The sequence below is a fragment of the Fredinandcohnia quinoae genome, assembly GCF_022427965.1.
GTDB classification, from domain to species: domain Bacteria; phylum Bacillota; class Bacilli; order Bacillales; family Bacillaceae_L; genus Ferdinandcohnia; species Ferdinandcohnia quinoae.
Map to the genome: position 1 here is coordinate 78,124 of NZ_JAKTTI010000001.1, position 19,598 is coordinate 97,721.

Annotated in this window: 23 protein-coding genes; all 23 read right to left on the reverse strand. The window is 34.2% G+C overall.

The window, feature by feature from the left end; genetic code table 11:
• Positions 1–13 precede the first annotated feature (13 nt).
• The 23 genes from MJG50_RS00360 to MJG50_RS00470 all read right to left on the reverse strand — a co-directional run bounded on the left by MJG50_RS00360 (position 14) and on the right by MJG50_RS00470 (position 19,592).
• Positions 14–511 (reverse strand): chemotaxis protein CheD, encoded by a 498-nt coding sequence (locus MJG50_RS00360; protein WP_240251733.1) that lies wholly within the window; start codon positions 509–511, stop codon positions 14–16.
• Complete coding sequence (locus tag MJG50_RS00365; protein WP_240251735.1) at positions 504–1,145, reverse strand: chemotaxis protein CheC; 642 nt, start codon at positions 1,143–1,145, stop codon at positions 504–506. Before MJG50_RS00365 ends, MJG50_RS00360 begins: the two co-directional genes overlap by 8 nt.
• A 6-nt stretch (positions 1,146–1,151) precedes the next feature.
• Positions 1,152–1,616 (reverse strand): chemotaxis protein CheW, encoded by a 465-nt coding sequence (locus MJG50_RS00370; protein ID WP_240251737.1) that lies wholly within the window; start codon positions 1,614–1,616, stop codon positions 1,152–1,154.
• Positions 1,617–1,662: 46 nt separating this feature from the next.
• Positions 1,663–3,699 (reverse strand): chemotaxis protein CheA, encoded by a 2,037-nt coding sequence (locus MJG50_RS00375; protein ID WP_240251739.1) that lies wholly within the window; start codon positions 3,697–3,699, stop codon positions 1,663–1,665.
• 16 nt (positions 3,700–3,715) lie between these two features.
• Positions 3,716–4,783: a protein-glutamate methylesterase/protein-glutamine glutaminase gene (locus MJG50_RS00380; protein WP_240251741.1), complete on the reverse strand. Its 1,068-nt coding sequence runs from the start codon at positions 4,781–4,783 to the stop codon at positions 3,716–3,718.
• Positions 4,784–4,785: 2 nt separating this feature from the next.
• On the reverse strand, positions 4,786–5,661 hold the full coding sequence (locus tag MJG50_RS00385; protein WP_240251743.1) for a MinD/ParA family protein: 876 nt from the start codon (positions 5,659–5,661) through the stop codon (positions 4,786–4,788).
• Positions 5,658–6,833, reverse strand: a complete 1,176-nt coding sequence (flhF, locus tag MJG50_RS00390; protein WP_240251745.1) for a flagellar biosynthesis GTPase FlhF — start codon at positions 6,831–6,833, stop codon at positions 5,658–5,660. Before flhF ends, MJG50_RS00385 begins: the two co-directional genes overlap by 4 nt.
• Positions 6,830–8,866, reverse strand: a complete 2,037-nt coding sequence (gene flhA, locus MJG50_RS00395) for a flagellar biosynthesis protein FlhA (protein ID WP_240251747.1) — start codon at positions 8,864–8,866, stop codon at positions 6,830–6,832. The genes flhF and flhA overlap by 4 nt, the downstream gene beginning before the upstream one ends.
• Before the next feature lie 46 nt (positions 8,867–8,912).
• Positions 8,913–9,995, reverse strand: coding sequence for a flagellar biosynthesis protein FlhB (flhB, locus tag MJG50_RS00400; protein WP_240251749.1), 1,083 nt, complete (start codon positions 9,993–9,995; stop codon positions 8,913–8,915).
• Entirely contained in the window at positions 9,996–10,772 is a 777-nt protein-coding gene (fliR, locus tag MJG50_RS00405) for a flagellar biosynthetic protein FliR (protein WP_240251751.1), read from the reverse strand.
• Between the two features lie 5 nt (positions 10,773–10,777).
• Entirely contained in the window at positions 10,778–11,047 is a 270-nt protein-coding gene (fliQ, locus tag MJG50_RS00410) for a flagellar biosynthesis protein FliQ (protein WP_240251753.1), read from the reverse strand.
• An 8-nt stretch (positions 11,048–11,055) separates the two neighbouring features.
• Entirely contained in the window at positions 11,056–11,730 is a 675-nt protein-coding gene (gene fliP / locus MJG50_RS00415; RefSeq protein ID WP_240251755.1) for a flagellar type III secretion system pore protein FliP, read from the reverse strand.
• Complete coding sequence (locus MJG50_RS00420) at positions 11,727–12,368, reverse strand: flagellar biosynthetic protein FliO (protein WP_240251757.1); 642 nt, start codon at positions 12,366–12,368, stop codon at positions 11,727–11,729. Before MJG50_RS00420 ends, fliP begins: the two co-directional genes overlap by 4 nt.
• A 36-nt stretch (positions 12,369–12,404) precedes the next feature.
• Positions 12,405–12,767, reverse strand: a complete 363-nt coding sequence (gene cheY, locus MJG50_RS00425) for a chemotaxis protein CheY (RefSeq protein WP_240251759.1) — start codon at positions 12,765–12,767, stop codon at positions 12,405–12,407.
• A gap of 18 nt (positions 12,768–12,785) precedes the next feature.
• Positions 12,786–14,015 carry a flagellar motor switch phosphatase FliY gene (gene fliY, locus MJG50_RS00430; protein ID WP_240251761.1) on the reverse strand — a complete coding sequence of 410 codons (1,230 nt, stop codon included), beginning with the start codon at positions 14,013–14,015 and terminating at the stop codon, positions 12,786–12,788.
• Positions 14,008–15,009 (reverse strand): flagellar motor switch protein FliM, encoded by a 1,002-nt coding sequence (fliM, locus tag MJG50_RS00435; protein ID WP_240251763.1) that lies wholly within the window; start codon positions 15,007–15,009, stop codon positions 14,008–14,010. Before fliM ends, fliY begins: the two co-directional genes overlap by 8 nt.
• Before the next feature lie 42 nt (positions 15,010–15,051).
• Positions 15,052–15,477, reverse strand: a complete 426-nt coding sequence (fliL, locus tag MJG50_RS00440) for a flagellar basal body-associated protein FliL (protein WP_275695441.1) — start codon at positions 15,475–15,477, stop codon at positions 15,052–15,054.
• Between the two features lie 6 nt (positions 15,478–15,483).
• Positions 15,484–15,693 (reverse strand): flagellar FlbD family protein, encoded by a 210-nt coding sequence (locus MJG50_RS00445; protein WP_240251767.1) that lies wholly within the window; start codon positions 15,691–15,693, stop codon positions 15,484–15,486.
• Positions 15,694–15,734: 41 nt separating this feature from the next.
• On the reverse strand, positions 15,735–16,673 hold the full coding sequence (locus MJG50_RS00450) for a flagellar basal-body rod protein FlgG (RefSeq protein WP_240251769.1): 939 nt from the start codon (positions 16,671–16,673) through the stop codon (positions 15,735–15,737).
• 77 nt (positions 16,674–16,750) lie between these two features.
• Positions 16,751–17,122, reverse strand: coding sequence for a TIGR02530 family flagellar biosynthesis protein (locus tag MJG50_RS00455; RefSeq protein WP_240251771.1), 372 nt, complete (start codon positions 17,120–17,122; stop codon positions 16,751–16,753).
• Between the two features lie 17 nt (positions 17,123–17,139).
• Entirely contained in the window at positions 17,140–17,595 is a 456-nt protein-coding gene (gene flgD, locus MJG50_RS00460) for a flagellar hook assembly protein FlgD (RefSeq protein ID WP_240251773.1), read from the reverse strand.
• Between the two features lie 12 nt (positions 17,596–17,607).
• Positions 17,608–18,984, reverse strand: coding sequence for a flagellar hook-length control protein FliK (locus MJG50_RS22270; RefSeq protein WP_240251775.1), 1,377 nt, complete (start codon positions 18,982–18,984; stop codon positions 17,608–17,610).
• A 32-nt stretch (positions 18,985–19,016) separates the two neighbouring features.
• On the reverse strand, positions 19,017–19,592 hold the full coding sequence (locus MJG50_RS00470; protein ID WP_240251777.1) for a MotE family protein: 576 nt from the start codon (positions 19,590–19,592) through the stop codon (positions 19,017–19,019).
• Between the last annotated feature and the right edge of the window lie 6 nt (positions 19,593–19,598).

The window sequence follows — 19,598 nt, forward strand, 5'->3', positions numbered from 1 at the left end:
AGTATTCAAAATATTAAATCTCCTTAATTCCTTGATTAACAGTTCGAATCTTCAATTTTGCAGTTTCTGGATCAAATTCAATCGTTCTACCACTACTTCCACCAACATCTTTAGAAAGCAAAGAAATCTTAAATCGTTTTAATTCTTCTAAAACAGCTTCAACATTTCTGGGGCCGATTCTCATAATATCATTTCCAGATTGAAACTGAAACATTTGAGCACCACCGGCTATTTTGGCTTTCAAATAATGGGTTCTACCACCATTTTTGATAACATTATTAATTAGTTCTTCAATAGCAGTATCTGCATATTTCGCAACATTCATGTTATTAACTTTAGAAAGAGTAGAACTTGGTAACATTATATGGGCGAGACCAGCAACCTTTTGGCTTTGATCAAAAATAACAACTCCAACACAAGAACCTAATCCAGAAGTACGAATCAGTTGTGGAGCTTTTATAACATTCATGTCTGCTATCCCAACTTTAATAATTTGACTTAAGTCAATCATTAGATAGTACCCCTAATGCTTTAAATACCTTATCAAATGAATCCGGGTCTGGTAATAGAAAGAAATGCCCATATATATTTTCTTTATCTTGCTTTTCATTTTCATTAATGGCGGTATCTATAACAATTGCATAATCACTGACTTGGGATAACTCAATTAACCCATAGCCAATAATTGCTCCAAACATATCAACTGATAAAGCTGGTACTGATGGGAACATATTCAAGTTTGTAAAATCAGACAAGGAGGATAAATATGAACCAGATAATATATTTCCTAATTCTTGAAATGCTGAAAAACCTAATTCAGAAGATGACGGATTATCAAATGAAAATTGACTGTCACCAATCATCTCCTGAATTAATTTATTCGCATGATTTAATTGGAGTATAAAAAACATATTACCGGGAACATCCCCCTCAATTCTTAAAAATACGCTAGCAACAATATTATCTGGTCCACCCACAAGTTCCATCATTTCTTCAAAAGACACAATTTTTACGTCTGGTACATTCATGTTAATTTTCTTATTTAATAATTTCGACAATGCCGTTGCTGAATGCCCTGCCCCAATATTTCCAATCTCTTTTAATATATCAATATGTGTTGAATTGATTTGTTCGAGAAATGACATAGCAAACTACCTTTCAGACTTTTCTTTTAATTCAACTGGGTTAAGTACCTTTTCAAGGTTTAAGAGAATAAGAAGTCTCTTATCTAATTTAGCGACTCCTTCAATATATTCAACTTCAACCGATCCGACAACTTCGGGAGGTGGTTCAATTGAATCCACTGGAATATCAATAACATCATTTGCAGCATCTACAATTAATCCAACTTCTTTGTCCTCTGTTGCTACGATAATAATTCTTGTATGATCTGTGTAATCTGTTTCTGAAATACCAAATCGATTACGTAAGTCAATGATAGGAGTAACAACACCTCTGAGATTTATAACTCCTTTTACAAATGGTGCGGTTCCTGGTACTCGAGTAATATATTGAACTTTCTCAATGCCCTGTACATGTGAAACAGGTAGTCCATATTCTTCATCTTGGAGTCCAAATACAACTACTTTTAATGTGGTAACGGCTTGATCAGACATTTAATCTACCCCCTTATGGTTTCAGCGTTTCTATGTTTTTGTTAACCTATTTAATTAAAGCATTACAATCAACAATAAGTGCAACTTGACCATCCCCAAGAATTGTTGCTCCTGAAATTGCAAAAACTGATGATAAATAATTTCCTAAAGATTTCAATACCACTTCTTGTTGGCCAATAAACGAATCAACTACTAATCCTGCAGTATTTTCACCTTTTTTCACGATAACAACAGAGGAATACTCATCTTCCGGTTTCTGAACGGGTACATCAAATGTATCCTTTAAATACACAAGTGGAACCACTTTCCCTCTAAAATCAATAACCTTCTGATTATGCGCATGCATTATATCTTCTTTTTTCACAATTGCTGTTTCAATAATAGAAGATAATGGAATTGCATATTTTTCAGCTTGTATTTCTACCAACATGACAGAAATAATTGATAAGGTTAAAGGTAACTGGATTGAGAATGTTGATCCTCTACCCTCTGTAGATGTTATTGTAATCGAACCACCTAGAGATTCAATCGTGTTCTTTACCACATCTAAACCAACCCCACGACCAGAAACATCTGAAATCTTTTCAGCTGTAGAAAAGCCAGATGAGAAGATAAAATCAAATACTTGGCTATCTGACAGATTTCCGGCATTTTGTGGAGATACTATTCCATTTTTTATAGCTTTTTGAAGAACTCTTTCTCTATTGATACCAGCACCATCATCTTCAATTTCAATAAAAACGTGATTTCCACTATGAAATGCCTTCAAAATGACAGTACCCTCTTCAGATTTTCCATTTTTCAATCGTATATCAGGTGTTTCAACTCCATGATCGAGCGCATTTCTAAGTAAGTGGACTAATGGATCACCAATTTCATCAATAACCGTTCGATCTAATTCAGTCTCTGCGCCAATGATTTGTAAATTAATTTTCTTGTGCAAATCCTTCGCTAATTGACGCACCATTCGAGGGAATCGATTAAATACTGTTTCTACTGGAACCATACGCATATTTAAAATAATATTTTGTAAATCTCCAGAAATTCTTGTCATTCTTTCTACAGTTTCTTGTAACTCCGAATGATTCAATTCTTTAGATATCTGTTCCAAACGGCCTCGGTCAATCACTAATTCTTCAAAAAGATTCATTAATATGTCAAGTCGTTCGATATTTACTCTAATTGTTTTATTATTTGTATTTGAATGTTTTGTGGTCGATTGTACAGTAGATGTTGTTTCTTTTATTGCCAGAACTTGTTGTTCACGTTCTAATTCTGACGTTGTTGCAACCTCAGAGTTAACAGTTTCTTGATGATTACCTTTCAAAGCTTCTAAATTTAATAACTGTACCTCTGCTTTCTCTACTTCTGATACTTTCATAATTCTTTTTTGTAAATCAGTTGCATCTTCCTTTGAAACAACGGTAATTGAAAATTCATGTTCAAATTTTTCATCCTCTAACAGATCGACTGAAGGATTTGATTTAATCACTTCTCCTACTTGTTCAAGAACTTCAAAAATCATAAATACTCGTGCGGCCTTGAGAAGGCAATCCTCTTTTAAACTAATTGCTATCTCATAACCTTGAAAACCTTGTTCTTGTGATTGTTGAAGAACGGTTAATTCAAAATCATCATACATTGATATATTTGGCGCTTCCGAATTAGGTAGAGAACCATTTTTTTGATTACTTTCCACTTCATCGCCATTTTCTATTTTTTTAAGAAGTAGTACAACATCTGCAACATCTTTTTTTCCATCTCCACCATCAGCAATTGAAAAAATCATTTCTTCAAGATAATCCACTGCTTGAAAAACAACATCTAAAATAGATGGAGTAACATTTATTTTAGAATTACGTATTCCATCTAATACATTTTCCATTTGATGGGTAAGACTTGCCATGTCTTCGTAACCCATCGTAGCAGACATCCCTTTTAATGTATGTGCTGAACGAAAAATTTCATTTACGATCGCTATATTATCAGGTTGTTTTTCAAGTTCAAGTAATTGCTCATTACAAGCTTGAAGATGCTCTTTACTCTCTTCTATAAAAACCTCTAAGTATTGATTCATTTCCATTCTATAACACCCCTTTTTACTTATTAAAAGCTAGAATCGTTTCTGCAATTTTGTCTAAGGAAACCACTTTATCAACTAAATTTGTCTCTATTGCAGCTTTAGGCATTCCAAAGACAACAGAAGTTTCTTTTGACTCTGCTACTGAAATGACTTGTCCAGTTTCTTTGAGTCTTTTTAATCCAATGGACCCATCAGATCCCATGCCTGTCATAATTACTGCAATTTTTTCATAATCATTCAACTCACTAACTGACTCAAACATAACATCTACAGATGGTCTATGGCCGTTACGAATATCATTTTTATCAAGCTGTACAGCAAGTGTTGTTCCAATTTTTTTAACCTTTAAATGATACCCACCTGGTGCTATATATGCTGTACCTATTTTTATTAACTCCCCATCTTCAGCCTCTTTTACATGTATATTACATAAGGTGTCTAGTCGGTTTGCTAATGATTTGGTAAAACCAGGTGGCATATGCTGAACAATCAAAATAGGAGCTGGATAATCGCTTGGAAATTTTGTTAATACTTGTTGCAAGGCCCTTGGTCCCCCTGTAGAAGTTCCAATACAAAGGAGCTTTTTTAAGTTATTAGTAGTTGTTCTTAGTTCTATTTTACTATAATTATCTGTTTTAGTTGGGATTTTCTCCATTTTTATTGAAATTTTTAATGATTTTATATTCGCCTTACTTGCTTGTACTACTTTAGTCACGATTTCTTCTTTTATGTTATGAAGATCAATTGAAATTGGGCCAGATGGTTTTTGTATAAAATCAACCGCACCATATTGCATGGCAAAAATCGTATTCTCTGCTCCCTCTTTCGTCGTACTAGATAACATAACAATAGGTAATGGCATTGTCTCCATTATTTTCTTTAATGCCTCAATTCCGGACATCATAGGCATTTCAACGTCCATTGTGACAACATCTGGCTGTAATTTTTTGACTTTTTCTAGAGCATCCACACCGTTTCTAGCGGTACCAATAACTTCAATTCTAGGATCTTCAGTCAGAAAATCTGATATTAACTTTCTCATGAATGCTGAGTCGTCAACGATAAGAACGTTTATCTTCTCCATTGTTAGTCTCCCTTCTTTCTACGACCGAAAAAACGCTGAAGTTTTGAAATAAATGAGAAGCTATTTTTATCTTTCATACTCAAGTTTGTTACGTAGTTATTAACGATACTTTCTATCATTTTACTTATTTGTGCTTTAGGCGCATACAGAATAAATGGAACTTGGTGACTAACAGCTTTTTGTACATTTTTGTCGTCAATCAAAATTCCCATTACATTAATCTCTTTTCGTAAAAACTGCCTTGTGACCTGTTGAATTCTCTTTGAAGCTGCAATCCCTTCCAATTCAGATTGAGCTCTGTTTACTATTAAAAAAAGTGGGACACTATTATCAGACATGCAAATAAGTTTCATCGCTGAGTATGCATCAGTAATTGATGTGGGCTCAGGAGTTGTAACGATAAATACTTCATCTACTGACATTAAAAAATTAATCACATCTTCTGTCATACCTGCACCCATATCAAAGATTACAAAGTCATACTTATCCATGATCAATTGTAATTGATTAAATAATAGCGCTGACTTGTCTTCATCTAGGCGAAATAAACTAGATAATCCAGTTCCACCTGCAATATAGTCAATCCCTTCAGGTCCACGAATAATCATATCAGTTAGAGTCACGTCTTTTTCAAACATATCAACAATTGAATATTTTGTAGAAGTTCCCATCAATATTTCAATATTGCCCATTCCAAAATCCATGTCAAACAAGAGTACCCTTTTTCCACGCATAGAAAGGGCTATTGAAAAGTTGAGTGAAATATTTGACTTACCCACTCCCCCTTTTCCACTTAATACTGCAATGGTCTTTGCTGTATTCCTGTTAATACTCAAAGATTCTAGTTTGCGTCGCAATGCTTCAGCTTGATCAGTCATCTAACATCTTCTCCAAGTATAATATTTGCAATTATTGTAGGAGTTGCTTCTACAATATCATCAGGAACATTTTGTCCATTTGTTAAATATGCAACACCAACTTTGTATTGAAGAATCATATTAAGCATCGCACCATAATTTGAAGTTTCATCGACTTTTGTAAAAATATATTTATTAATATTAACTGATGAGAACTTCTCAAATATTTCTTTCATATCAGTTAGCTTTGATGTTAAAGAAAGTACTAGAAAAGTTTCCATCTCATCAGAAAAATCGATAATTTTTTGTAAATCATCTACATATTTTTTATTTCGAAAATTTCGTCCAGCAGTATCGATAAATACAATATCGTAATTCTCATATTTTTGTTTTGCTTGTTGAAAGTCATCTATTGAATAACAAACTTCAACAGGAACACTTAGTATTTTTGCATATGTTTTTAATTGCTCAATTGCAGCGATTCGATATGTGTCAGTCGTAATAAACGCTACTTTCTTTTGATCTTTTAAAATACACTCTGCAGCAATTTTTGCGATAGAAGTTGTTTTACCTACTCCAGTAGGGCCAACGATGTTAACGTATTTTTTCGTATATGATAATCCACCATATTGAAATGAGGAAATTCTCGAAATAATTGCTTCCTTTGCCCAAGCTTGAACTTGATTAAATGAACCACTATTTTGATTTGAATACCATTTCTCTACCAATTCTGATAAAACCGCTTGTCTAATTTGATGATCGATATCCTGGTCAATGAATAATTCATTCATACTTTTCAATGGACCTGGATATTTTTCAAATTTTGAACTTACATCGGAAGAAAGTTCCAACATCATGGATTTCAATTCTGCAAGCTCTTTAACTAAATTATTATCAATTGTTTGTGTTTTTTCATTCAAAACTGGAAGCTTTGGTGAATGCTCACGTATTACTTCAGTTTTATTCTCATCAGGTAATTTACGATTCTTTTCTTTTAATTGCAGCTTCTGAGTGCTTGGTTCTGTTGAATCAATTGCAGCGATAACCTCAAAATTCTTCTTTTTAAATAGTCCTAAAAAACCTTGGGTTTGTACGACCTTAGAATTTAAAATAACTGCATCGCTTCCTAACTCAGAGCGGACCATCTTCATAGCTTCAGGCATTGTGGATGCAATAAACTTTTTTACTTTCATTCAATATTCACCACCCCAACACTTTGGACTTCTACATTTGCTTCTAACTCGTTATAAGAAATGACAGGTACTTGTGGAAAATACCTTTCAAGCAATTGTCTTACATACATTCTAACTGCCGGAGAACATAAAAGAATTGGTGATTGTTCTTGTAAAGTTAAATTCTCAATTTGTTTGGCAATTGATTCTATGATTGATTGTGAAATAGTTGGATCCAACGATAAATAGTTACCATGTTCCGTTTGTTGTACCCCTTCTGCGACCGCCTTTTCAACCCTACCAGAGAGAGTAACAACCTTCATTGTTTCGCCTTGAACAATATAACTATTTGTGATTTGCTTAGCCAGTGCTTGTCTTACATATTCTGTTAAAAGGTCTGTATCTGTTGTCATCCTTCCATAATCGGCAAGTGTTTCAAAGATAATCGGTAAATTGCGAATTGAAACATTCTCCTTGAGTAATTTCGCAAGTACTTTCTGAATATCACCGATAGAAAGTGGATTTGGTGTGACCTCATCAACAAGAATTGGATAAGATTCTTTTAAATGATCGAGTAATTGCTTTGTTTCCTGTCTACCTAGAAGTTCATATGCACTTCTCTTGATTACTTCGGTAATATGTGTTGAAACAACAGATGGTGGGTCAACAACTGTGTATCCAAACATTTCAGCCTGATCCTTCATGTCTTCAGAAATCCACTTTGCTGGAAGACCAAAAGATGGTTCAACAGTATCAATTCCTTCAATCGAATCATCCTCAAAACCTGGGCTCATTGCTAAATAGTGATCAAGCAATAGTTCTCCTTTAGCGACTTCACTACCTTTTATTTTCAAACGATATTCATTTGGTTGTAATTGAATATTATCCCGGATCCTAACAACAGGAATGACAATCCCAAGCTCAATTGCAAGTTGCCTTCTTATCATTACAATTCGATCTAATATGTCTCCGCCTTGATTTGTGTCTGCAAGTGGAATTAATCCATAACCAAATTCAAATTCAATTGGATCTACATTTAGTAAATTCACAACACTTTCAGGACTTTTTAAATCATCCATCTCAATCTCTTCAGGTGCATCATCGACCATTTGTGACTCTTGATTTTTAGTTTTTGAAATCATGAATCCACCAATCGCTAATAATCCAGAAATTGATATTGTTAAAAAATCATTAATGGGTGTAAATAACCCTAATAGAAAGATTGTACCCGCAGTCACATACAACATTCTTGGATATGCAAATAACTGTCTTGTGATATCAGTTCCAAGATTCCCCTCGGATGCAGCTCTTGTTACGACAATACCTGTAGCTGTTGAAATTAACAAAGCAGGAAGTTGACTAACAATTCCATCCCCGACAGTTAATAATGTAAATTTCGAAAGTGCTTCTTGTAACCCAAGACCTTGCTGCGTCATTCCAATAATAAAACCAAAAATCAAATTGATTAGAACAATTATGATACCTGCAATTGCATCCCCTTTAACAAATTTACTAGCCCCATCCATTGCTCCGTAAAAATCGGCTTCACGTCCAACCTTTTCACGACGTTCGCGTGCTTCAACGTCAGATATCATTCCAGCATTAAGGTCAGCATCAATACTCATTTGTTTACCAGGCATAGCATCTAAAGTAAATCTCGCAGCAACTTCAGATACACGTTCAGACCCTTTTGTGATAACGATGAATTGGATAATAATTAAAATGAGGAATACTACAAAACCGACAAGTATATTTCCACCTACAACGAAGGTTCCAAATGTGTGTACAACCCCGCCAGCTTCACCAGTTGATAATATCGATCTTGTAGTTGAAACATTAAGTCCTAGACGAAATAATGTTAATAATAACAATAAAGATGGAAAGATTGAAAATTGAAGTGGTTCCTGCATATTCATTGAAGTCAGTAGAACTAATAATGCAAGAGAAATATTAATGATAATCAAAACACTTAGCAACCAAGTGGGAAATGGGATGATAAGCATTGCAATTATTAAAATAACACTAAGTAATACGGATAAATCTCTTGCTGACATTATATTCTCTCCTTATTCAATTACCATTATGTGGGGAAGTAATCTTTTATATCTTCTCTTTAAGTCTATATACATAAGCTAAAATTTCAGCTACTGCTTTAAAAAACTCTTCTGGTACAGCGTCACCAATCTCCGCTTGGCTATATAGTGCCCTTGCAAGAGGTCGATTTTCTATTGTAATTATTTCATTCGCTTTTGCTATTTCTTTTATTTTCTGTGCAACAAAATCAACACCTTTTGCAACCACATATGGAGCATCCATTTTGGATTCATCATATTTAAGAGCAATCGCATAATGGGTTGGGTTTGTTATAATAACATCGGCTTTTGGTACATCCTGCATCATTCTTGACATTGCCATTTCGCGTTGCTTTTGTTTTATTTTTGATTTAATTAATGGGTCACCTTCTGTTTTTTTATACTCATCCTTTATATCTTGCTTAGACATTCGAAGGTTTTTTTCGAAATCAAAGCGTTGATATAAATAGTCTAAAAAAGAGAGGAATAATAGTGCCCCACCTGCCCACAAACCCATTTGGACAGTTAATTTGGAAAGGACGATAATTGCAGAACCAATACTCTTTTGGGAAAGCAATAGAATATCTTCTAAATGCATCCATATTACTGCAAATGTCACGACTCCTACAAAAACAATTTTCAAGATAGATTTTAACATTTCAACTAGTGCTCGAATTGAATAGATTCTCTTAAAACCTTGAATCGGATCAAGCTTACTAAGTTTCATTTGAATTGCTTCAGTAGAAAATAAAAAACCAACTTGCATCATATTGGCAGCAACTCCAGCAATTAAAGTAGCTAGCAAGATTGGGGCTAATATAATGGCTGCATCTAATGAAAGCTCTACAAATATTTCTTGTACTGATTGTTCTGTCGGATTCACCAACATGTATTTAGTGAAAGAATGTCTAAAAACATCAAGAGTTTTGTCAAGAATGAACCCACCAAAAGTCAGTAAAATTGAAAAGGAAGCAAGTAATAAAATTGCTGTATTTACATCAGCACTTTTAGCAACCTGGCCTTTTTTTCTTGATTCTTGTCGCTTTTTAGGAGTGGCTTTTTCAGTTTTCTCACCTGCAAAAAATTGCAAGTCTAGTCTTACTAGGAACATTTACCTTCCTCCCATTAAATCCATAAGGCTTCTCATCGTGTACAACATTTTTTCAGTTAAATCTCCAACGAGCATGAATACCACGGACATCACAAAAATTAAGATAATAAAGCTTACACCGATTTTAAGTGGTAATCCGACAACAAACACGTTTAACTGTGGAACCGTTCTTGCAACAATACCTAAAGCAATATCAACTAGAAATAATGATCCAACCACAGGTAATGACATCTGAAAAGCAATGATAAACATTGAATTAAATGCTTTTATGACATATTCTACTAAATTCTCATTTCCAAAAGGAATCCATAATTGGTCCATTGGAACAAATTCATAACTATAAAACACACCATCTAATAATAAATGATGACCATTGATTGTCAATAAAAAAAGAAGGCCAAACGTATATAAATACTGTCCAATTAAAGGACTTTGAGCTCCGGTTTGTGGATCAATTACATTCGCAATCGCAAAACCCATTTGAAAATCAATAAAGCCACCAGCGATTTGTACCGCAGCAAAAATCATATAGGCAACAAATCCAATAAAGAGACCTACCATTACTTCTTTCATAATTAACATATAGTAAAATTCATCAATATTTAGAGTAGGCTTATCAATGACAAAAAACATTATCCACGACAAAAAGAAAGCAATTCCAATTCGATGCATAGCTGGTATTGTACGATATGAAAACAACGGCATTGTAACAAAAAAGCTGGATACTCGAACTAATACGAGTAAAAATGCTGGGAAATTAGTTATTATTTCAGTCATTAACTTTAACCTACAAACCTTGTTAAGTTATTAAAAATATCATGTGTAAATGAAATCATTTTCGAAAGCATCCAAGGACCAAAGAATACTAAACCTAGCAAGACTGCAACTATTTTTGGGATAAACGCTAAAGTCTGTTCTTGAATTTGTGTTGTCGCTTGAAAAATACTAACAAGTAAACCAATGACTAATGCAAGTAATAATAAAGGACCACAAACCATTAAAATGGTGTAAATTCCATTTTCAGCTAATGAAATAACAAACTCAGAATTCATTTTTTACTTCACCCACTTTGGAAACTCTGTAATAGGGATTTTACGATCAAATACCATCCATCTACTAGTACAAATAATAATATTTTAAATGGTAAGGAAATCATTACTGGAGGTAGCATCATCATACCCATTGACATTAGTACACTTGCCACTATCATATCGATCACAAGAAATGGAATAAATATCATAAATCCAATTTGAAATGCTGTTTTTAATTCACTAATTGCATATGCAGGAACTAAAGCTGTTAATGGAATATCTTTTATGGTTTCGGGCATTTCAGCTCCAGAATAACTTAAGAATAAGGCAAGATCCTTTTGCCGTGTGTGTGCACTCATAAATTCCTTGAATGGAGTCGCAGCTCTCTCATAAGCTTGTTCCAAATTAATTTCCTCATTGAATAATGGTGTCAAAGCTTGTTCATTTACCTCGCTGAATGTTGGTGCCATAATGAAAAATGTTAAAAATAAAGCTAGTCCAACAATTACTTGGTTTGGCGGCATTTGCTGTGTTGCAAGAGACGTACGAACGAATGATAGAACAATGATAATTCTAGTAAAACTAGTCATTAATATTAAAATACTTGGTGCCAGTGAGAGTACAGTTAGCAGCAGGAGTAATTTAACTGATGTCGAAACATTTTCAGGGGTACTATTATTAAAAAACTCCATAAATTCATTCATTCTTTATTTGACTCCTTATCTTCAAGCTGTTCGACTATTCTTTTTCTCCCTTGTGATAATTCTGAAAGTTGTTGTTTAAGAATAGAAGAAAATGGATCTTTCGCACTGCTTTTAGAATTTTTGTATCTCTCAATAAAACGATTCACAATATCTCTTGGTTTTCCCATTGATTCTAATGATGTATTATGATGTTCAAGAATTTCATTCATTTCGTCATGATCATCTATCTCTTTTAAAAGTTGTATTGATTCACCGACACCGACAACTAGTATTCGTTTACCAACTTTAATTAATTGGATTGAACGGTTTGTTCCAAGACTTGTACCACCAATATTTTCCATAAATTTATATTGATTAAAGACTCGATTCCTTTTATTAACAAACTTCAATAAAAAATAAATAAGAGCAATTATGAATATTGTCGTAAAAATTAATTTAAGAAAATCACCAATACCTAATTCATTCGTTGCAGAACCGACGGCAGGAGGATTATCTTCATTGACTATTTCCTTTTTTTGCTGATTTTGCTCGGTAAGATGTTCTGTAACACTCTCATCAACATGTCCTTCTTCCGCAAAGACAGGAAAAGTGACAAGCAATGTGTGAAAAAAAACGAGGCTTACTAATATTCTTTTCATGTATATCAAAATGTTGTCACCCTCCTGCTATTACGTTTAGCTAAGTGTTTTACTAATTGCTTCAATAACCCGGTCCGCTTGAAATGGTTTTACAATAAAGTCTTTTGCACCGGCTTGAATCGCATCAATTACCATCGCTTGTTGTCCCATTGCAGAACACATTATAATTTTTGCGTTCGGGTTTATCTTTTTAATTTCTTTTAGTGCTGAGATTCCATCCATTTCTGGCATTGTGATATCCATTGTCACTAAGTCCGGCTGATGCTCTTTATATTTTTCAACAGCCTGTGCGCCATCTGCAGCCTCACCTACTACTTCATAACCGTTTTTAGTTAGAATATCCTTTATCATCATTCTCATGAATGCTGCATCATCAACAATTAATATTTTATGTGCCATAATTTTTATCCCCCTACATTAATTCAATTTTTTAATACGATCACTTTGGCTAATAATATCTGTAATACGAACCCCAAAATTCTCATCGATTACAACTACTTCACCTTTAGCAATGAGTTTACTATTAACTAGAACATCAACAGGTTCACCTGCTAGTTTATCTAATTCAATAATAGAACCTGGTGATAGCTCAAGTATTTCCTTTATTGAACGTTTTGTTCTGCCTAGCTCAACGGTTACTTGCAACGGGATATCTAGTAGCATGTTAAGGTTCTTAGATTCAGGTTCATTAAGATGAACCTGCTCAAAGTTTGAAAAAACAGCTGGTTGAACATTTGCCTGACTTTGACCACCCCCAAAATTCAAACCTAGATGTTGAGGTCCTTGTTGTTGTACAGGAGTGTACTGATTCATATGATGATCATATGAATGTGTCTGTTGTTGTGTAATATTCGTTTGAGTCGTATTTTCTTCTTGATTCATAGTTTGCATCCCTTGTTCGATTAATTGTGGCGCTGCATATTCAATTGCAGGTGCGACTTCCTGACCTGCAGACTGATTTAATAGTTCATTCACAAGTTCTTTTGCAAACTGAACTGGTACTAACTGCATGATGCTTGAATCGATTAATTCACCAATCTTTAATCGGAATGATATTTTTATTAAAATATCATCAGAAGGTAATTTTTCAGTTCCCTCTCCTTCTTTAATATCCAATAAATCTATACTAGGTGGTGAAATATCAATTTTTTTACTAAAAACAGTAGACATTGAAGTTGCAGCAGAACCCATCATTTGATTCATCGCTTCTTGTACAGCACTTAATTGTATTTCTCCTAACAACTCTGGTGGGTTCTCCCCATTTCCTCCAAGCATTAAATCTGCAATAATCGTAGCATCACTTTGTTGGATCACTAATAAATTCGTTCCAGAAAAGCCCACTGTATAACTTACATGAATCGCAACATAAGGCTGTGGAAATTCATTTGATAAATTACTTCTATGAACGATTGATACATTTGGAGTAGTGATATCAACTTTTTGATTAAGTAAGGTTGATAATGCTGTTGCTGAACTTCCAAAAGAGATATTACCAATTTCCCCCAATGCATCCTGTTCCATTAATGAAAGATAATCTTCAACAGGGGGATGAACTTCACCACTCATTGGCTCATTGTTGTCTGTATCATCGGTACCTTTTAATAGAGCATCAATTTCATCCTGTGATAGCATATTTCCATTACTCATCTTCATCGCTCCCCCCTTTAATCTGTTCCAATACTTGAACAGCTTGCTTCCGATTCATTTTCCCTGCTTGTACATAAAATTTAGGAGTACTCCCTATTTTTAATATAATCGGAAGATTAATTTCTTTATCAAGCTGAATAATATCACCTTTGTCTAATAATAGGAATTCTTGAATCGATATATTCGATACACCTAATTCAGCAATTATTGGAAGACTTGCATCCTTAAGATTATTTTCAATTTCAATTACTTCCTGCAAATTTCTGTCCTTTTTAGGTGCTGATTGCATCCAATAATGAGCAGATAACTTTGGAATAATGGGTTCTAGTACCACATGCGGGATACAAATATTAATCATCCCACTGGTTTCACCAATTTGAGTATTTAATGAAATGACAACAACTGTTTCATTAGGCGAAACCATTTGTAAAAATTGTGGATTTACTTCAAAATCAGTTAGAATGGGTTCAATCTCAATCATTGTACTCCATGCTTCTCTTAAATGATCAAACGCTTTTTCAAACATATTACTCATAATTTGTGTTTCAATCTCAGTAAGATTTTCAATTTTATTAACGCTTGCTCCTCTTCCTCCAAGCATTCGGTCCATCATTGCATATGCAATATTCGGATTAACTTCCAACAATAGACGTCCCTCAAGTGGCGGAACTTCGAAAACATTTAAAATCGTCATCTTAGGAATGGATCGAATGAATTCCTCATATGGGATCTGATCCGCTGTTGCTACAGTAATTTGAACATAGGTTCGTAACTGCGCTGAAAAATAAGTAGTTAATAATCGAGCAAAATTCTCGTGAATTCGAGTTAAACTTCTTATTTGATCCTTAGAAAAACGTAAAGCACGTTTAAAATCATAAACCTTTACCCTTCTCTCCGTTTCTTCCTTTTTCAATTCATCAGCATTCATTTCGCCAGTTGAAATGGCTGATAAAAGGGCATCTATTTCACTTTGTGATAAAATTTCTCCCGGCATCGTTCCACCTCCGCTTCACTTTAAACAACTTCATGTATTCTATTATTGTGGAAGAAAGGAGGTCGCATACACCTTTACGACAGTTCCGTCTTGCATAAGTTCATTTATTCTTTTCTTTAATTTGTTCTCTAAATTAGTAATTCCCTTTTCTCCAGTAAATTCTTCAGATTTCATACCGGCAAGCTCCTTAATAATAAGGTTTTTAACTTGAAAATTTCTTTTTTCCAATTCTTCTTTTGCTTTCTTACTATCTGTTTGAATGTTAAAAGAAATACGAATATAATCATCACTCAATAACTGTGTAGTAATCTCTGGAAACTCAACAGTTGATTCAACAATTTTTTCGATTGATGGTTCTTTCTCTTTATCATCATTTGTAAATTTAGTAATAATAATAAAAGCGGTTGTACCTACTAAGGTAATACAACTTATAATTATAACCATAATCATAAGTAGCTTATTTTTCATAACAGCTTATCCCTCCAGGTTCTCACGAAGGCTCAATACGTTTATCCTTTTGTAAAAGTCAATAACCTTCAATTGAACTTCGTTTTCAGACTCTTTAACCACAAATTTCTTTCCATTCGTGAGCGTGATGGTTGTGTCTGGAAACGACTCAACTTGCTCAAAATACAATGCATTTAATGAAAACTGCTTCCCATTTAATTTCGTTAAGGTTATCAAGTTAATCGGGGCTTAAGCAAAAAACCAAAGCCCCATACCCCCTATCGTTTTAGGTTAACAAGTTCTTGTAAGATTTCATCAGACGTTGTAATAATTCGAGTATTCGCTTGAAAACCACGTTGTGCAACAATCATCTCTGTAAATTCTTCAGAAAGGTCCACATTCGACATTTCGAGTGCACCTGATTCCACTGAACCAAGACCTGATTGTCCAGCAAAGTTTAATACTGGTGCACCTGAGTTAGAAGATTCTTTGAATAAATTCCCGCCAACCTTTTCAAGCCCACCAGAGTTAGGGAATTTAGATAATACCATCTGACCTGCCCATCGTAATGTTCCTGCTGCATCGACATAAGTTACAGAGCCATCCTTCCCAATACTCATGCTTTTTGCATCAGTCGGAATTCTGATAGGCTTGTATGCAATCGGAACTGTAGGGGTTGCAGTTTGACTATAGCCTGGTGTAGCCCCCGGTGCAAACGTGAAATCTTTAGGGTCAATTTCGGATGGTTCAGGACTTTGTGGTACTGTAGCTTGATAAGATCCAAATCCATGCACATACATTCCACTACTAGTAACTAAATAACCTTCTTGATCAAGATAAAGGTTGCCCGCTCTTGTATACATGGCTTCCTGATCAAAACCTGTTGCTTTAGTAGATGTTGGAGACACCTGAAAAAAACCATCTCCTGAAATTGCTACATCTAATACTCTAGCTGTTGTTTGGATACTTCCAGGATTATGAACAGTATCAATTGCTGCTAGTGATGAACCAAGACCTACTTGTTTTGGATTCACACCACCAAGGTTTTGACCCGGAGCAGTCGCACCGTTAATTGTTTGACTCATAATATCTGTAAAAATTGTTCTTCCCTTTTTGAAACCATACGTATTAACATTTGCTATATTATTACCAATTACGTCTAATTTTGTTTGGAAGTTTTTCATTCCACTAATTCCTGAGTACATTGAACGTAGCATTCTTTTTTCCCCCTTTATATTTGGTGGCTTCAATCATTCAGCTCACCTTGGCTTCCTTTAAAGGTCCAGCCATATTTTCAATCTAATAAAATTGTTCCATTTATATTTGTGAATATTTGCGAATTGGCCTCTTGTCGATTCATTGCCGTTATTACTGTATTATTAGTAACATTAACAATCAAAGCAGCATCTCCCATAACAACTAGTGAGTCATGAATTCCTTTAGTCTTTGCTTCAGAAATTTTCCCTTGAATTTCCTCCCATTTCGACTCTTGAATTCTTATGTTCCTCTCATCTAATCTTTTTTGAGCATGCTTACTTATTTTTAAATTTGTTTCTTGTTGTAATGATTCTTTAAAAGTGACACTTGGCTGTTCAGGAACCTTTAACTTATTGCGATTCGATAAGAATAAAGGATGGTTTTGAATTTGTAAAATTCGATGATCCAAGTTAACACCTCCTAAGATTACGGTTTACTAGAAGGCTCAGATACTTTTATAATTTCATCGTTGTAGATAGTGGTTCCATCCTCTAATTCTAGTTGAATAAAGTCTGATTTTTGAGAAATAGATTTAACAACCCCACTTCCAGTCTTTGTAACCTCATCTCCATTAGCATCTGTATCCTTATAGCTGTATTCCACTTCTTTTCCTATCATACTGCTGTATTTTAATAGAAGTTCTCCAGATTGGCTATTGACAAACTTCTCCAAAGTCTTATTCATATTGGTCATTTGCTCCAGTGATGAGAATGTCGCCATTTGGGCAATAAAATCCTTATCTTCCATTGGATTCATAGGATCTTGATTTTGTAATTGTGTCATTAATATTTTTAAAAAATCATCCTTGCCTAAAATGTCAGAGCCTGTTTTTCGTTCAGTTTGATAATTTGATAGATACAAACTTGGGTCAACTTTAGTCATTGAAATAACCACCTATACTTTAATATTGACTAGTTCATCAAGAAGCGCATCGACAAATGAGTTTTCTTCATTTGAATCATGCTGTTCATTTTGATTATTTTGTTGCTGTGATTGCTGCTTCTGTTGCTCACTTTCCCTTTGTAAGCTTCTTTCACTTTGATGCATTAACTGAGTCGAAATATCTATTTTGTCTACAGCTATATTTTGCATTTGGAAAGAATGCTTGAGACTAGATAGGTGTGATTCTACTAATTCTTTTGCGTGATTAGTAGATGCCATTATTTTAGCAATCAACCCACCCTCACTTTGGAGTAGCTCGATTCGTAAAGATCCAAGATGTTCAGGATAAAGCTTAATGAGAAGCCTATGTTGTCCACCACTATTTAGGTAACTACTTTTTGCTAGAATATTTTCGAATTGCTTAATAAATTGCTCTTGATTTGGTACTTGTCTACCATTCTGTTCAACAAAAAGTGTGAATTGTTGTGTCCTACTCATCGGCATATTCAACAAATCATTAGTCGCAACCACCGCTTCCACAGGCATCGTTGAAACGGTTTGACTATTACTCAAATTTTCAACCAGTACCTGATTTGACATCGGTAACTTTTCATTTACAATCCCTTTTGGTGTTGAAAAATACCGAGAATGAATCGACTGTACGTAGTGTATTCGATTTGTCGGATCTTGAATTTGCTTATTTTCAAGACCAAGCTTTTTATCAAGATTTCCTATTAAAGTAGCTAGTACTTTTAATGTCTTTTCATCGATTGTATCCTGATGATCAGACGTTGGACTAGTTTGAAGCATTTCTTTAACTAAGGTCTTTAACTTTTTTAATAAATTTTGCAGATCTTGATGATTAATCTGACCTGAAGTATTTGTTTCGTCGTGATTCGAAGACATCACAAGTAGTAAACCAATAATGCTATCTTTACTTGTCAAATTTTCTAGTGTTAAATCATTCTTTCCTGCTTGAAATGCTTCAAAGAAAAGCTCTACTTGTTCGACGATATCCTTTGGTAAATCAACTAATAGACCCTCTAATCCCGATTGGTCTTGATCGGCTTGAAGGAGTTCTTGTAATGTTGCAAGAATGTCATTCAACTCTTCATTAGATAATTCAAAATCACTATCATCAGTGTTTAGTATGCTAGCGAGTTGTTGATTAAGTTCTTCAACTTCAGAATTTTCCTCTGTCACTTTTTCTCTTACAGGAGGCTGATTGGTTTTATCTACGATTGATTGTAGCTTTTCACGGAATGACTTCTTTCCAACATTCGTTCCAAGAGATGATTCTTTAATAGCGGAAGAATCTTTTGTTTTTGATTGTAAAGCAGTTGGTTGGCTTGACAATGCGTTAAAGTCGAATCCTGGTACTGTGCTCACTTTTTTCACCTCCTTCCAAATACATAACAGCTTTATTTCGTTAATAACTCAGTATACTTAGCTGCGTCTTCCGGAGACATTTTCTCTAAAATTGCAGCAAGTTTATCCGTTTTGATAGTAGCCAGTATTTCTTTTGCATCTGACTCCTTTAAATTGGGAATAATTAAAGCAGCATTCTTAGGTGACATCGTTTCATACATCTTCGTAAGTTCTTCAAACGTTCTCCCTTTCGAAAGAGTATCCTCCTGAAGGCTTGTTAATTCATTTGTAAGTTTACTAATTTCCAGCTTTAGAGAATCAATTTCCTCTTGTTTTGTAGTTAATGATTTTTCAAGTTTATCGATACTTTCTTTCTTCTTGCTAATTTCTGTTTGAAGTTTTACAACTTTTTCTTCCGTTTTCTCATTTTTTTCAGTTGCTTTTTCTTCCTCAGTAAACAGATTTGATATCACAGGCACTTTTTCAGCAAAATCTTTTACCATTCCAAGCGTATTAACACCAGCAACAGATAATAATACAATTACTAATATGACTGTAAAAAGAGTTGGAATGAAGATAACGAAAAGAAACCATTGGATTTTACTATAATCTTTTTCAGTAGTTTCCATACTCTC

What these genes read in the sequence shown, in the direction of transcription:
- MJG50_RS00450 (WP_240251769.1), bottom strand. Translation starts at nt 16,673, where the DNA reads ATGCTACGTTCAATGTACTCAGGAATTAGTGGAATGAAAAACTTCCAA.
- fliR (WP_240251751.1), bottom strand. Translation starts at nt 10,772, where the DNA reads ATGACTGAAATAATAACTAATTTCCCAGCATTTTTACTCGTATTAGTT.
- flhA (WP_240251747.1), bottom strand. Translation starts at nt 8,866, where the DNA reads ATGTCAGCAAGAGATTTATCCGTATTACTTAGTGTTATTTTAATAATT.
- MJG50_RS00360 (WP_240251733.1), bottom strand. Translation starts at nt 511, where the DNA reads ATGATTGACTTAAGTCAAATTATTAAAGTTGGGATAGCAGACATGAAT.
- fliM (WP_240251763.1), bottom strand. Translation starts at nt 15,009, where the DNA reads ATGCCGGGAGAAATTTTATCACAAAGTGAAATAGATGCCCTTTTATCA.
- MJG50_RS00420 (WP_240251757.1), bottom strand. Translation starts at nt 12,368, where the DNA reads ATGAAAAGAATATTAGTAAGCCTCGTTTTTTTTCACACATTGCTTGTC.
- MJG50_RS00365 (WP_240251735.1), bottom strand. Translation starts at nt 1,145, where the DNA reads ATGTCATTTCTCGAACAAATCAATTCAACACATATTGATATATTAAAA.
- fliQ (WP_240251753.1), bottom strand. Translation starts at nt 11,047, where the DNA reads ATGAATTCTGAGTTTGTTATTTCATTAGCTGAAAATGGAATTTACACC.
- MJG50_RS00370 (WP_240251737.1), bottom strand. Translation starts at nt 1,616, where the DNA reads ATGTCTGATCAAGCCGTTACCACATTAAAAGTAGTTGTATTTGGACTC.
- flgD (WP_240251773.1), bottom strand. Translation starts at nt 17,595, where the DNA reads ATGACTAAAGTTGACCCAAGTTTGTATCTATCAAATTATCAAACTGAA.
- flhF (WP_240251745.1), bottom strand. Translation starts at nt 6,833, where the DNA reads ATGAAAGTAAAAAAGTTTATTGCATCCACAATGCCTGAAGCTATGAAG.
- fliP (WP_240251755.1), bottom strand. Translation starts at nt 11,730, where the DNA reads ATGAATGAATTTATGGAGTTTTTTAATAATAGTACCCCTGAAAATGTT.
- MJG50_RS00380 (WP_240251741.1), bottom strand. Translation starts at nt 4,783, where the DNA reads ATGGAGAAGATAAACGTTCTTATCGTTGACGACTCAGCATTCATGAGA.
- fliL (WP_275695441.1), bottom strand. Translation starts at nt 15,477, where the DNA reads ATGAAAAATAAGCTACTTATGATTATGGTTATAATTATAAGTTGTATT.
- MJG50_RS00375 (WP_240251739.1), bottom strand. Translation starts at nt 3,699, where the DNA reads ATGGAAATGAATCAATACTTAGAGGTTTTTATAGAAGAGAGTAAAGAG.
- cheY (WP_240251759.1), bottom strand. Translation starts at nt 12,767, where the DNA reads ATGGCACATAAAATATTAATTGTTGATGATGCAGCATTCATGAGAATG.
- MJG50_RS00470 (WP_240251777.1), bottom strand. Translation starts at nt 19,592, where the DNA reads ATGGAAACTACTGAAAAAGATTATAGTAAAATCCAATGGTTTCTTTTC.
- MJG50_RS00385 (WP_240251743.1), bottom strand. Translation starts at nt 5,661, where the DNA reads ATGACTGATCAAGCTGAAGCATTGCGACGCAAACTAGAATCTTTGAGT.
- fliY (WP_240251761.1), bottom strand. Translation starts at nt 14,015, where the DNA reads ATGAGTAATGGAAATATGCTATCACAGGATGAAATTGATGCTCTATTA.
- flhB (WP_240251749.1), bottom strand. Translation starts at nt 9,995, where the DNA reads ATGTTCCTAGTAAGACTAGACTTGCAATTTTTTGCAGGTGAGAAAACT.